This window comes from Salinifilum aidingensis (assembly GCF_054782015.1).
Genome location: NZ_BAAGTH010000006.1, coordinates 116,590 through 130,651, shown reverse-complemented (window position 1 = coordinate 130,651; position 14,062 = coordinate 116,590). Strand labels below are relative to the sequence as shown.

Genomic DNA, 14,062 nt, shown 5'->3' with positions numbered 1-14,062 from the left:
CTACCGCACGTGCAGGGATCCGACGACCCGCTCGCAGGCTGCCTGCACCGCGTCCCGGCCGGATGCGGTGTACTGGCAGCCCACGCGCAGCCGCGTGCCGCCCTCGTGCAGCTGGTACCACTCGACGACCGGACCGCCGCGCCGCTCGCGGAAGTACACCACGTCCCGCCCGGCGAAACTGGCCGGCGCGCTGAAGCCGGAGAGGTCCTCCCCCGCGGCGCGGCGCCTGTCGTACTGCGCGCGCACGCCGCGCACCGCCCGGTCGCGCGCGGCGGTGCTGTCGTAGGTGAGCTGTTCCGCCTCGACGAAGAGCCGATCGACCCCGTCCTCCCGGACGGCCGGGGTGAGCACCGTCCGCCGCGCGTCCGGCACCTCGTCGGCCACCACCCACCGGTCCGGTTGCCGGAAGCCGTAGCCGTACCGCCCGGTCTCGGCTGCGCCGCCGGTGAGCAGCACTCCGGCGAACACGGCGGCGAACACGGCGACGAGCACGGCGCACGCCGCGCCGACCGCGAGCGCCCGCCCGCGCCGGACCTTCCGGGCGCCCCCGCGCGAGCGCCCGGTCGGCGCCACCGGACGCGTGCGGTCCGAACCGCCGATGACGATCGTGCGCACATCGCTGAGGCGCTCCGGCGGCGGCTCCGGCCCAGCGGTGCGCCGCGGCGCCGCTCCTCCGGGAGCGGCGTGCTGCGGGGCGGATCGCTGCGGGGCGGGGTGCTGGGGCGCGGCCCGCCGGGGGCGCGCCGCCCACGGCTGCGGCTGCTGCGCGGCGCGGCCCTGCGCGCCCGGGGCGTGCTGGACGGGTGCGGCCCGCTGCCCGGACCAGTCGCCGGTGGGCGCGAGCCCGGCGCCGCGGGCCGGATCCAGCCGCACGGCGCGCAGCGCACCGCGCGCCACCACCGTCTCCGGTTGGTCCAAAGTGGTCGGAACGGTGCCGGTGCGCTCGTGCACCAGCCGCGACACCAGCGGGATCCGGCTCGAACCGCCGACGAGGAACACCCCGGCGAGCCGGTCGTGCGGCACGCCCCCGGCGCGCAGCGTGTCGGTCAGCAACCGCGCCGCGGCCGCCAGCGGGTCGTGGATGAGCCCTTCCAGGTCGCCGCGCGTGACGTGGGCGTCGGTGAACGGCGGCGGCAGCGGCACGTCGGTGTAGGCGTGCCGGGAGAGGGTTTCCTTGGCACCGCGGACGTCCTGGCGCAGCACGCGGCGGCGGCGCCGGTCGGCCATGTCGCGGCCGGACACGAGCTTGCGCCAGCCCGCGGCATCGGCGCCGCCGACGAGCCCGCCGACGTGCTCGAGCAGCAGCTGGTCGATGTCGGACCCGCCGAAGTTCGGATCGCCGCGCGTGGCCAGCACCCGGAAGGCGCCGCTCTGCTTGTGCACCACGCTGGCGTCGATGGTGCCGCCGCCGAGGTCGAGCACGGCCAGCGCCGCGCAGTCGGGCATGCCGTGCCCGGCCGAGTGGAACACCGCGGCCGCGACGGGCTCGGGGACGAGCACGACCTCGCGCGCGAGTCCGTCCGCGGCCTGCCGGAGGGCGCCGGTGCGCACCGCCCCCCAGTCCGCGGGGTGCGTCACCACGAGCAGGTCGACGGCCGCTCCGCCCGCGTTGCGGCGCGCTTCGGCGACGACGCGGCCGAGCACCGCGCGCACCACGTCGGGCACGCCGACCACGCTGTCCCCCAGCAGCAGTTCGCCCTCGTCGATGCGCCGCTTCGGGTGCGGTTCGAAGCGCGCCGGGTCGACGGCCGCCTGCCGTTCCGCCTCGGGGCCGACGAACAGGGTGCCTTCCGGCGCGCAGAACACGGCCGAGGGAACCAGCGGCTGCCCGTCGATCATCACGACCTGCGGTTCCCCGCCGTCGACGGAAGCCACCGTGCAGGTGCTCGAGGTCCCGAAGTCGATGGACACGTGCAGCGACACGCAGCAAACTCCTTCACCGTCGCCGGAGCGGTCTTCCGGCGCCGCTTCCGGCGCGCCGCGCCGGTCCCCCGGAGCACCTTAGAGGCCCCGCTTCCCCGCTCCGAACAGATGACACCTGATCGAGTGGTCCGAGATCGGGGTCCTTGACAGCTCGCGCCGCGCCGAGCGGACCGGCGAGTTCCCGCGAGGTGCCCCGGTAGACGGAAAGGGGCCTCCCCCGCTCCCGGCGGAGCGGGGAAGGCCCCTGCGCACACCCGACGCGCGGGCGACTACTCCTGCGGCAGGTGAGCCGTCTGGATCAGCTGCGGACCCCCGCGCAGGGAGCGGCTGGCCAGCGTCCCCCGCCCGGCGGGCAGGGTCTGCGAACGGATGTTGCCGATCAGCTGGCCGTCGTCCTTGTTCGCCGACATCGCCAGCCCCGGCGCCGAGACCTCGCGCATCTTGCCGATGATCGGCTCGAACAGCGCCCTGCTGGCACCACCGGAGTTGCGCACCAGCACCATGTGCAGCCCCACGTCCTGGGCCTGGGCGACGAACTCGGCCAGCGGAGCCAACGGGTTGCTGCCCTGCGGCGCCACCAGCTCGTAGTCGTCGGCGACGACGAACAGCTCCGGACCGCTCCACCAGGACCGGTTCTTCAACTGCTCCTGGGTCACGTCCGGCCCCGGCAACCGCTTCTTCAACGCGTTGGTCACGTCGCCCACGTTGTTCTTGAGCTGGTCGGCCGAGACCGAGTACTCCAGCAGGTGCCCGGTGTTGAGGAAGCCGAGCATCGTGCGCCGGTAGTCCACCAGCAGGATCAGCGCCTCCTGCGGCGTGTACCGCTCGGTGATCCCGCGCACGATCCCGCGCAGCAGCGAGGTCTTGCCCGACTCCCGCTCGCCGAAGGCGTAGAAGTGCGGGTCGGCGTCGAAGTCCAGGTAGACCGGATTCAGCCCGTCCTCGTTGACACCGATCGGCACCAGCCGCTTCTTCGGCTGCTGCTCCGGCCGCGGCAGCTGGTCGTACGGCAGCTCGTCCGGCAGCAGCTTGACCTGGGGGGCGGGTGCGCCCTTCCAGGAGCTGCGGACCCGGTTGACCAGATCGGACACGCCGTCGGCCAGGTCGTCGTTGTACAGCTCCCACGTCGGCCGCTGCGCGTCCCGCTCCTGCTCGGCGCGCTCCCGCTCGGCACCTTCGCGGTCACCGATGTTCTCGCTGTCCACGCGCGGCAGCGCGGTCAGGAAGTGCAGCTGCGAGGAGTGCAGACCGCGCCCGGGTCGCCCCTGCGGCACGTTGTCCGCGACCTTGCGGCCCATCTCCGACTCGGAGGTGTCACCGAGGCGCAGTTCCAGCCGGGTGCCGAGCAGGTCCTTCATCGCCGGGCGGATCTCGCCCCAGCGGTTGACGGTGATGAACACGTGCACGCCGAACGTCAACCCCTGCGCGGTGATGTTCATGACGTCCTGCTCGAGCGACTCGTAGTCCTCGCGGAACGTGCGCCAGCCGTCGATCATCAGGAACACGTCGCCGTAGGGGTCGTCCTCGATCTCGCCCCGGCGCTTGCGGGTGCGGAAGTCGGCCATCGAGTCGATGCCCAACTGCTGGAACCGCGCCTCCCGCTCCGCCACGAGGCTCTTGATCTCGGCGATCGTGCGGCGCACCGTGTCCTGGTCCCGGCGGCCGCCGAAACTGCCGACGTGCGGCAGGTCCCGCAGCGCCACCAGCGAACCGCCGCCCAGGTCGACGCAGTAGAACTGCACCTCCTGCGGCGTGTGCGTCAGCGCCGTGGAGGTGATCATCGTCCGCATCGCGTTGGACTTGCCCGCCTGCGGCGCACCGGCGATCGCGCCGTGCCCGGAAGCACCGCTCAGGTCCAGCATGAGCAGGTCCTGCCGCTGGTGGTAGGGCACGTCGATGAGCCCCACCGGCACCTGCAGGCGCCCGCTGCCCGCGTACCCGGCGGCGGTGTAACCGCGGTCGTCGGTCTGCTGCAGCGGCGGCAGCAGGGTGTCCAAAGTGGGCGGCGTGTCCAGCGGCGGCAGCCACACCTGGTGCGCCTGCGGTCCGCCGGAGCGCCAGATCTTGTCGATGACGATCTGGAAGTCGGTCGGGGCCAGCGCGTCGGGCTCCTCCTGCTCCGGCTCCTCCTCGACGACCTCGGGCTGCTCCGGTTCCGGCGGCTTCTCGACGTAGTCCGGGATGAACACGCGCGGCATCTTGTCGCCGGTCACCGGCGAAGCGGCCTGCGTGGACGGTTTGCGCCCGCTGGTCTGGTGCAGGTGCCCGGAGACGTAGGCGGCGCGGAACCGCTCGACCCCGTTGGGGTGCTTCAGGTAACCGTGACCACCCGTCGCCGGCAGGTCGGCCGCGTCCGGAACGCCGATCGCGGCGCGGGACTCAGCGGCGTTGAACGTCTTCAACCCGATCCGGTAGGACAGGTGCGCGTCCAGGCCGCGCAGCTTGCCCTCCTCCAACCGCTGCGAGGCCAGCAGCAGGTGCACCTGCAGCGAACGCCCCAGGCGGCCGATCATCACGAACAGCTCGGCGAACTCCGGCTGCTGGGCCAGCAGCTCGGAGAACTCGTCGATGACGACGAACAGCGCGGGCAGCGGCTCCTGCGCGTACTCGTCGCCGGCCTCGCGCATCTTCCGGTAGTCCCAGACGTTCTTCGCGCCCGCCTTGTTGAGCACCTCCTGGCGGCGGTTCATCTCACCGGACAGCGCGTCGTACATCCGGTCGATCAGGGTGGAGTTGTCCTCCAGGTTGGAGATGCTCGCCGAGACGTGCGGCGCCGGCTCGAAACCGTTGAACGTCGCACCGCCCTTGAAGTCGACGAGGACGAAGTTGAGCATGTCCGAGGAGTGCGTGGCCATCATGCCCAGCACGATCGTGCGCAGGAACTCGGACTTGCCGGAGCCGGTCGCGCCGATGCACAGGCCGTGCGGGCCCATGCCGCCGGAAGCGGTCTCCTTGATGTCCAGGTGGACGATCTCGCCGGTCTCGCCCGGCCCCATCGCCACGCGGTAGAGGTCCTGCACCGAACGCGGCCGCCACGCCTCGTTGAGGTCGAACGTCACCACGTCGCCGGCCAGGCCGAGCTGCTCGACGTAGTTCAGCGGCGTCGTCAGCGGCTCGTACCCGCCGCTGTCCGATTCGGCCGCCTGGGGACCGCCGGCCAACCGGTACGGCGAGAGGCGGCGCGACATCGCGGAGGCCTCGGACATGGTGAGCGTGTCCGGCGCCCCGAACCACTCCACGCCGCTGGCCCCGCGCGCACCGATCCGGTCGGGATCGACGACCATGCGCATGCCGCGGCGCTGGGTGACGCGGCCGAGCGACTCGGACAGGTCGAGCATCGTCACGCCCGCCAGGCCGCCCTCCAGCACGAGGTGCTCCTCGCGGCTGATCTCCGCGTCGTCGATGACGATGACGATGTGCGGCTCGCCCTCCGGCGCCGCCGCGTTGCGCTGGAAGCGCTGCCGGTCGGCCAGCTGCTCGGACAGCATCTCCTCGATCGAGCCCAGCGAACCGGACATCAGGCGGCGCGGACCGATCCCGTCGGTCTCCGTCGGGTGCTGGGCGTGCGGCAGCCACTTCACCCAGTCCCACTCGCCGCGCGCGCGTCCGGCGCTGGCCACGGCGATGCGCACGTCCTCCGGAGCGTGGAAGGTGGCCAGCTGGGCCACCATCGCGCGGGCGACGGACCGCGTGAGCTCCCGCTCGCCCTGCAGGCCGATCGCGGCGAACCCGCGCAGCGACATCGCGATCGGCAGGTCCGGCACCAGCGAGTGCGCGCGCACGAAACGGCGCAGCGCGAGCGTGGTGATCGGCTCCAGCTCGTCGACCGGCCCGGTCTGCGGTGGCACGAGCCGGGTCTCCAACCGCTGGGAACCGCGGCCCACGCGCAACTGGCAGAAGTCGTTGTCGCCGGGGCGGCGCTCCCACATGCGGCGCGTTCCCGCCACCGACCACAGCGTCTGCGGATCCGGGTGCACCCACTCGCGGGCCTGCCGCTGCTCATCGGCGGCCTCGCGCGCGCGGTCGCGCATCTGGCCGAGGTACCGCAGGTAGTCCTTGCGGTCCTCGTTCATCTCGGACTTCTTCTGCCCGCCGCCCTGGCCCCCTCCGGCCATCATGCCGACGGTGCTGACCAGCATCATCATCGGCATCATCATCATCATCGGGTTGTCCTTGGCCCGCTGGAGCATGAAGACCATCATTCCCAGCGAGGCGACGATCATGACCGCCGGAAGGATCTTCTGCACGATGTTCCCGGGGACCGCGCGGGGGATCTCCGGCGGTGGTTCGAGATGCACCTCACCACCCGGCGGACGCGGCGGCGCCAGGCGCGCCATGCGTTTGAACTGCAGCGTACTCACCGACGCAGCAACCTTTCCGTCCTCTACGAGCCTGCACGCTTGGCTCGCGGCATTCTGTCCCGTCCTCGCGCCATCGCCGAACAGGCCCCTGCGACCGCGTGCGCACCGCGCTCACGTCGTGCCGTGCTCGACCGCGTGCGAACCGATTGCCACGAGTTGCACCAAACCCGTCACCCGATGGCGGTTGGTGTGCCCATACTAGGGGCGCTGTCCGACCGGGTGGGTCGGTTTCGCAAGAAAAGACCGCGCTTGGTTGGATCGAACGGACAGAGTGCGCGCCGCCGCGTCCGGACACGGGGGCACGGGCGCGCGCAAGCAGACAGCAAGGCGACCAAGGGAGTAGGGGGCCCAAGTGGCGACCGGAACCACGGTGTTCAGTCGCGTGACGGTGGTGGCGCCGAGCACGCGCATCGACCTGGCGCTGCCCGCGGACGTGTCGGTGGCGGACCTGCTGCCGATGGTTCTGGAGATGGCCCGCGAGGTCACCCAGGACGGCGGCTCGCGACACGGCGGATGGTGCCTGGCAAAACTCGGCGACAGCCAGCCGCTCGACCCCAGTCAGACGCTGGCGTCCCAGGGGATCGTCGACGGCGACATGTTGCAGCTGCGCAAACGTTCCGACAACCCGCCGCCACCGCTGTACGACGACGTGGTGGACGCGCTCGCGGACGCCGAACCCGGTAGCTACCGGCCGTGGACGAAGGAAACGGCGGCGCTGATCGGCCAGGTCGCGGGCGCGCTCGCGTTCCTCGCCGCGGCCGTCGCGCTCGGACTGGCGGGGCCCGTGGTGCTGCTGCACCCCGGTGTCGGCGGTGTGCAGCCGCTGGTGTTCCAGATCGTGGCCGCCGTGGTCGCCACCGTCGTGGCGATCTTCGCCACCGGCGTCGGAACGATCGTCACCAAGGCCTACGGGGCGTCGACCACGGGCACGGTGATCGCCGCAGCAGGCGGGTTGTCCATGGCCTTCGTCGCCGGGTTCAACATCGTGCCCGGCAACACCCTCGAACCCCGGCTGCTGCTGGCCAGCGCGCTGGTGCTCATCTTCGCCGCGGTGGCGCTGATGCTGCTCGGAACCGGGATCATCACGTTCATCGCGGCGGCCGTCGTGGGCACGTTCGCCACCGCGTCGTTCCTCGTGGCCACCCTCATCGGCCAGGCCCCGGCACCCGGGATCGCCGCCGGTGCCGCCGCCGTCGGCCTCGCGGGCATCTCGCTGCTGCCCCGACTGACCATCCAGCTGGCGCGCCTGCCGCTGCCGCAGGTCCCCGGCACCGCCGAGGACCTCAAGGAGGACACCACCTTCCCCGACTACCGGGCGATCGAGCGGCAGACCGGTGTCGCGCACCAGTACATGACCGGTCTCATCATCGGCTGCGGTCTCACCGCCGCGCTCGGCGCGGTCATCTCGGCCGGGTTCGGCGGTGTCTGGGGCACCGTCTACGCGGTCGTGGTCGCCGCGGTGCTGCTGCTGCGCGGGCGCAACTACGCCAACGGCAGCCAGGCGATGGCGCTGCTGCTCAACGGGCTGCTCGCCGCCGCCGGTGTGACCGCGGGCCTGCTGGTGCAGGTGGCGCTCTGGCCGACGGCCGTGGCGTGGTCCTTCCCGCCGCTGCTGGTGCTGGCCGTGCTCGCGCTCGTCTTCGGCGTGGTCTTCCCCGACCGCCGGTTCTCGCCGGTGCAGCGGCGCACCGTGGACATCCTGGAAGCCGTGCTCATCGCGGCGGTGCTGCCGTTGGCACTGGCCGTGATGGACGTGTACATGATGATCCGCGACCTGAACCTGAACCTGTTCTAAAGGGGCAGCCGATGCGCGAACGACTCCTCCGCGCCCGCGGTCCCCGGCGGACCCTCGCGCTGTCCACCGCCCTGGGCGTGCTCCTGCTCGGCGGTCCGACGGCACCCGCGGTCGCCGACTCCTCCTACGAACCGCCGGAGCTGACGCCGACCACGGTCCCCGGCGGTCCGCTCACCCCGCAGCCCGGCGACTTCCAGCAGCAGGAGGGCTGCCTGCAGGGCACCCGGGGTGGACAGACCATCGAGGAGAAGCCCTGGAGCCAGCGGTTCCTCGGCTTCGAGCAGGCGCACGAGCAGGGACTGACCGGGCGGGGCCAGACGATCGCGGTCATCGACACCGGTGTGAACCCGCACCCGCGCCTGGCCGTGGACGGCAGCGGCGGCAGCGCCGTGCCCCGCGGGGGCGCGAACGACGACTGCGACGGCCACGGCACCGCCGTGGCCGGCATCATCGCCGCGCACCCCGACCCGCAGACCGGGTTCGTCGGCGTGGCCCCGGACAGCACGATCCTGTCCATCCGGCAGTCCTCGCAGAAGTTCGTCAACCAGGGCAACGACCAGACGGTCGGCAACACGGCGACGATGGCGCAGGCCGTGCAGCACGCCGCCGAGGCCGGTGCCAGCGTCATCAACATCTCGCAGTCGTCCTGCCAGGCCATCGCCGAGGCCACCGACCCCTCCTCGGCGCAGTACGGCTTCAACAACCAGCTGCACCAGGCGGTCAAGAACGCCCACGACAGGGGCGCGGTCGTCGTGGCCGCCGCGGGCAACACGACCGACCAGTGCCAGAAGAACCCCTCGGGCGCGCCCACCACCGCGGTGCTGCCCGCCTGGTTCGACGACTACGTGCTCACCGTCGGCTCGGTGAACCAGCAGGGCGCGCCCTCGGAGTTCACCGTGCCCGGGCCGTGGGTCGACGTCGCCGCACCCGGGGAGAACCTCACCACCCTCGACCCGGGAGTGGGAGGCGTCGGACTGGCCAACCAGCTGCAGAGCAGCCAGGGCCAGCCCGAACCCATCATGGGCACGAGCTTCGCCGCGCCGTACGTGTCCGGGCTGGTCGCGCTGATCAAGCAGGAGCACCCGGAGCTCGGTCCCGGCCAGATCATGGAGCGCATCGAGAAGACCGCGCTGCACCCGGGCGGCACGGACGGACGCAACGACATCGTCGGTGCCGGCGTCATCGACCCGATGGCGGCGCTCAACGACGTCGTGCCCGCCGAGCACGGGGTGTCCACGAACACCAGCCAGCCGGCGCGGCTGGACGCCGACGTGCTGCCGCCGCGCGACTGGCCGGCGCTGCTGACCGCGCTCGGCGGAACGGGGGCGGGCATCGCCGCCATCCTGTTCACCGCGTTCCTCATCAACGCGCGCCGCAACCTCCGCTCGCGGCTGAACGCGCAGCGCACCAACGCGCAGGAGTAGCGCGGGCGGAGCAGCGCGGGCAGGAGCGGCACCGCCCGCTGCGGACCGCGAGGAGCACTGCGGGTCCCGGACCGGCTCGGTCCGGGACCCGCTGTCGTGCGGGGCACCTGTCGTCCCGGGCACCGCCGTCGTCCCCGGGGCTGCTGTCGTGCTGGGCCAGCTGTGCGGGGCCGTCTTCGCCCGGTGCCCTCTTCGTCCGGGGGCGGGGCGCGGCGACCGCGTCCGCGACCTCCGCCCCAGCTCGGTGCGACCGGACCGCGCCCCGCACCGGCCCGATCCCGGGGCGCACCCCGGCAGTGCTTCACCTGCGCTGCGGTGCACCGCACCCGCAGGGCCCGGACGCCCGCCGCTCCGCCGGCGGTACCGCGGACAGCACGCGGTCCCGCCGTCCACTCGGGACGGCGGGACCGCGTTCCTCGGACGTGCTCGAGAACGTTCCGCACCCGACCGGCCGGGTTCCCGCCGCGCACAGCGGCGGAAACCCGGTCGGAGGGCCCTCCGCTCAGCCGGCCTGCTGCTGCGAGCCCTGTCCCTGGCCCTCCTTCTCCGGCGGGCGGTTCACGCCTTCACCCGGTTCCACCGCGTCGTAGGTGAAGCTCGCCTGCGCCGGGTCGAGGAAGTCGCCCTGCGGCAGGCTGCGCATCAACCAGGACGGGCCGGACTTGATGTCGGCCGCGCTGTTGATCACACCCAGTCCGCGCGCCGTGGCGACGTCCTTGATGCCGTACTGCACGCCCTGATCGGTGACGAGGAAGATCGGGCCGGAATCGGAGCCCGACTCGTTCGACGTGCCCCGCACGACCGCCGCCTGGCCCGCCGGCAGGTGGAACCTGTCCACATTGGGCCCGGAACCGTCGGCTTGCGCCAGCTTGACCGGGCTCCGGCTGATCGACCCCTTGTTCAGCGTCACCGTGATGTCGTGGTCACCGCGGTCGTTCTTCCAGCTCAAGCACGAGGTGTCGGACTGCTGGAAGTTCACCGGGGAGGGCACCGCGTCCGGGAAGGAGTCCAGCGCGGTCAGCTTGGCGGCCTCGTCGGCCTCCGGCGCCTCGGTGATCTCCCCGGTCGCGTTCGGCAGCTCCTCGTTGCTGTACTTCGCCGCGTGCACCGCAGCGGCCGCACCCTGGGAGATCTCCTGCTTGCCGCTCGGCAGCAGCAGGAAGAACTCGTCCGGGTTGCCTGCGACGCTGCGGCGCACCACGTCGCCCGCCGCGTACTGCCCGGTCATGTAGTCGACCTGGCCGGTCGGCAGCTGCGGGACCGACAGCTCGGAGACCCTGGGGATCGCGTTGAGCATGTTCGTGCTGATCGTGCGCGGCGTGGTGCCGTTGAGGCCGTACATGTCCATCACCGCGCTGTCGTCCTCGTCGACCAGCGCCTTGACCGTCCGCGCGTGCGGGTGGCCCGCGATCCCGTCCCCGACGCGGTACACGAGGTAGCGGTCCCCGGAGGACTGGTCCTGCACGTACAGCGCCTGGTCCGGGCGCAGTTCCGCGCCGTGGTCGCGCTGACCGCCGACGACGGTGGTGCGCACGTCGGTGGCGGACTCCACCCGCGCGTCGTTGAAGGTGTCGCGGACCTGCCCCTCGTCGCAGATGGCCCAGGTCGGCGCGGCCTGGTTGCCGCCTTCCGGCAGGTACTGGGGCGCGTTGACCATGCCCGTCAGCGAACCGCGCGGGATCTCCGACAGCGCGGCCTCCTTGACGGTCGTCGGTTCGACCGGCCCGCTGCCCTGCGCACCGCCCTGGGCCATCACCAGCAGCTTCGCCGAGGTCATGTTGAGCATCGGGATCAGCCGCTTGTCCGCCCGGTCATCGGAGGTGACGACGAAAACGCTGCCGCTCTCCTTCGCGATGACGACGTTGCCCGGTTCCGGCACGTTGCCCTTCCCGCCGAACAGGCCCCACACGAGGAACCCGATCATGCCGACGCAGGCGACGATCGCGCCGACCACCGTGGCCCGCTTGTGCGAGCCCATCGGATCGTGCAGCATCACCGCGTCCTTGCGCACCAGCGCGGACTCCATGCGGCGCAGCACGAACCGGTACGCCTGAACTTGCGACTTCGTCGTGGGTGTTGTTGCCATTCTTCGCCTACAGCTCTCCCGTCCGAGGTACGGTTCCGCAGGATAGTCCTCAGGGGATGCCGAATGGGTGCGGTTCGACCAAGTCCGTCAGTATTCTCTGCACGCGCCAACGATCCGACCACCTACTCGCGTGCCGTGCGCCGCGTAACAGCGAGGGGGAAGACCGAACGGATGTCCGTGACGACACAACATCCGGCCCAACCGAATGCGCCCCAACCGAGTGCGCAGGGGTCCGCGAACCCGCCGCGTGCGCGCATCCGCGCGCGCCGGCGCCGGTTGAACGGCGTGACCCTGGGGGGCATGCCGGCGGCCAACATCGTGCTCATCGAGGTCGGCCTCGCCATCGGCCTGGTCCTCGTGCTCATCGACCCGGTGCTGTGGCCGGTGTCGATCGGGGTGGCAGCGCTCGCCCTGATCCTGGCGGTGCTGCGCCGCCGCGGCCGCTGGTTCACCCAGTGGTTCGCGCTCCTGCTCGACTACCGCGGGCGCGACCACACCAGGGTGGCCGAACCGCCGAACGTCGACGCCGCGGAGCCCGCCGAGGACCTCGACGGCGACGGCATCATCGGCCCGGACGAGAACCACCGCGTCGCGCTGCTGCGGCTCGCGCTGCCCGACCTCGTCGTCGCGCGCAGCCAGGACCACGACCGCAACCCCGTGGGAATGGCCTTCCACAACGGCAAGTGGACCGCGGTGCTCATGGTGGAGCCGACGCCGTCGCTGCTGAACTCGGTGAACAACGCGCCCAACCTGCCGCTCGGCGTGCTCTCGCCGTGCCTGGAGGACCGCGGCGTGGTGCTCGACGCGATCCAGGTCATCTGGCACTGCTACCCGGGGAGCGCCGCGCTGCCGTCGAACTCCCCCGCGCTGGACTCGTACCTGGAACTGCTCGGCCCGCTGCCGGCCGCCGCGCGCCGCACCACGTGGGTGGCGCTGCGGCTCGACCCGCAGCGCTGCGCCAAGGCCGTGGGCGAACGCGGCGGCGGCGTCGTCGGCGCGCACCGCGCGCTCATCGGTGCGCTCTCCCGCGTGCGCAACGCGCTCGAGGGCGAGGGCGTGCCCGCGCGCCCGCTCTCCCCGGACGAGCTGCTGCAGGCGGGGATCTCCTCGGCGGAGCTGCACAGCGTCCTCGGCTCGCAGCGTTCCGTCGGGCTCAAGGAGCGCTGGAGCGGCGTCACCGCGGGTGGCGTCGGACACTCCAGCTACGCGATCACCGGCTGGCCCGCGCAGACCACCCACAGCCTCAACGCGCTCACCGGGATCCGGGCGCTGTCCACATCCATCACGCTGTCCATCGCGCCGTCCGGCGAGGAGGACGAGGTGGCCCTGCGGGGCGTCGTCCGGGTCAGCGCCCGCACGCCCGAGGAGCTCGACGCCGCCGACGACAGGCTGCGCACCATCAGCAACAGGCTGGGGATGACGCTGACACCGCTGCGCGGCAACCAGCTGTCCGGATATGCGGCGACGTTGCCGCTGGGAGGTGCCGTATGAGTCGCAGCAGGACGATCGACGTCCCCGGCAACCAGGGCAGTGCGCCGGAGTTCCTCGTGCCGCCGGAAACCCTGGAGGCGGTGAGCCCCTCCGGTGACCGGGGCGGCATGCTCATCGGCTCCGGCCCGCAGGGCGAGGCGATCGCCGCTTCCATCCTCCGGCCGCACCCCACGCGGATGGTCACCGTGGGCGGGCTGTACTTCGCGCGGCAGCTGGCGCTGCGCGCCATCGCCACGGGCGCTTGGGTCATCATCGCCACCGGGCGCCCCGCCGCGTGGAAGGTGCTGGAACGCGCCGCCGGCCAGACCCCCGAGGGCAAACCGGTCCCGCTGATGCAGATCCGGCGGCTCACGCCGTTCGACCTGCCCGGCGCCTCGGAGGACACGCCGCTGCTGCTGATCCACGACGGCGGTGCGGTTCCGCAGGAGCTGTTCCCGCCGCGCGCGCCGTGGCAGACGACGATGTACGTGCTGCCGTACCTGCACCCGCAGATCAGCAGCGGTGCCGTCGCGAACACCGCGGACCTGGTGCTGATGCAGCGGCTGCCGCTGAACCAGGCGCAGCTGGCCCAGCGCATCTGGAGCCTGCACCCGCAGCAGGTGCAGCAGTTGACCCAGCTGCAGGACGACGGCGTCATCGCCCTGGGCAACATGATGTGGTCGCCGATCCGCCTGGTGACGAACACGAAGGAGCAGGAAATCCTCGGTCCGATCCGCCGCGGCGACTGAGGCGCGCCGGCGCGCCGCCCGGGTGGCGCGGTCCGGGTGGCGCGGTCCGGGCGACACGGCGACCAAGGGACTCCGCGGATGGGCTGGCGTAGCGGACCGGGTAGGGGAACCTCCGGCTCGGCCCCCGTCGTGCTCGGCGCCTCGTCGTGCTCGGCGCCCCCTCGTGCTCGGCACAGCACGCGACGCCCGCACCCGACACGCGGGGGCCGACACGCTCGGGGTGGGAGCATTCCTCGAAAAATGTTCCCACCCCG

The 14,062-nt window shown here is 72.2% G+C and carries 7 protein-coding genes; 4 read left to right on the top strand and 3 right to left on the bottom strand.

Annotation, left to right across the window (positions count from 1 at the left end; all coding sequences use genetic code 11):
* Together ACYVJE_RS10405 and eccCa are read right to left on the bottom strand one after the other, a co-directional pair.
* The gene (locus ACYVJE_RS10405; protein WP_461144289.1) at positions 1 to 1,923 is read right to left on the bottom strand and encodes a type VII secretion-associated protein; all 1,923 of its coding nucleotides are present in this window, start codon (positions 1,921 to 1,923) and stop codon (positions 1 to 3) included.
* Positions 1,924 to 2,192: 269 nt separating this feature from the next.
* Complete coding sequence (gene eccCa, locus ACYVJE_RS10400; RefSeq protein ID WP_461144288.1) at positions 2,193 to 6,284, bottom strand: type VII secretion protein EccCa; 4,092 nt, start codon at positions 6,282 to 6,284, stop codon at positions 2,193 to 2,195.
* A gap of 352 nt (positions 6,285 to 6,636) precedes the next feature.
* Between eccCa and eccD the strand changes: the two genes are divergently transcribed.
* Together eccD and mycP are read left to right on the top strand one after the other, a co-directional pair.
* Positions 6,637 to 8,079, top strand: coding sequence for a type VII secretion integral membrane protein EccD (gene eccD / locus ACYVJE_RS10395; protein ID WP_459157349.1), 1,443 nt, complete (start codon positions 6,637 to 6,639; stop codon positions 8,077 to 8,079).
* An 11-nt stretch (positions 8,080 to 8,090) separates the two neighbouring features.
* Positions 8,091 to 9,503, top strand: coding sequence for a type VII secretion-associated serine protease mycosin (gene mycP, locus ACYVJE_RS10390; protein ID WP_461144287.1), 1,413 nt, complete (start codon positions 8,091 to 8,093; stop codon positions 9,501 to 9,503).
* A 502-nt stretch (positions 9,504 to 10,005) separates the two neighbouring features.
* Here the strand turns inward: mycP and eccB are convergent.
* Positions 10,006 to 11,589 (bottom strand): type VII secretion protein EccB, encoded by a 1,584-nt coding sequence (eccB, locus tag ACYVJE_RS10385; RefSeq protein WP_459157351.1) that lies wholly within the window; start codon positions 11,587 to 11,589, stop codon positions 10,006 to 10,008.
* Between the two features lie 300 nt (positions 11,590 to 11,889).
* On the opposite strand from eccB, the gene eccE reads away from it, so the two are divergent.
* Entirely contained in the window at positions 11,890 to 13,080 is a 1,191-nt protein-coding gene (gene eccE / locus ACYVJE_RS10380) for a type VII secretion protein EccE (protein WP_461144286.1), read from the top strand.
* Positions 13,077 to 13,808, top strand: a complete 732-nt coding sequence (locus ACYVJE_RS10375; RefSeq protein WP_461144285.1) for a hypothetical protein — start codon at positions 13,077 to 13,079, stop codon at positions 13,806 to 13,808. Before eccE ends, ACYVJE_RS10375 begins: the two co-directional genes overlap by 4 nt.
* Positions 13,809 to 14,062 lie beyond the last annotated feature (254 nt).

What these genes read in the sequence shown, in the direction of transcription:
- eccE (WP_461144286.1), top strand. Translation starts at nt 11,890, where the DNA reads ATGCCGGCGGCCAACATCGTGCTCATCGAGGTCGGCCTCGCCATCGGC.
- eccB (WP_459157351.1), bottom strand. Translation starts at nt 11,589, where the DNA reads ATGGCAACAACACCCACGACGAAGTCGCAAGTTCAGGCGTACCGGTTC.
- ACYVJE_RS10375 (WP_461144285.1), top strand. Translation starts at nt 13,077, where the DNA reads ATGAGTCGCAGCAGGACGATCGACGTCCCCGGCAACCAGGGCAGTGCG.
- mycP (WP_461144287.1), top strand. Translation starts at nt 8,091, where the DNA reads ATGCGCGAACGACTCCTCCGCGCCCGCGGTCCCCGGCGGACCCTCGCG.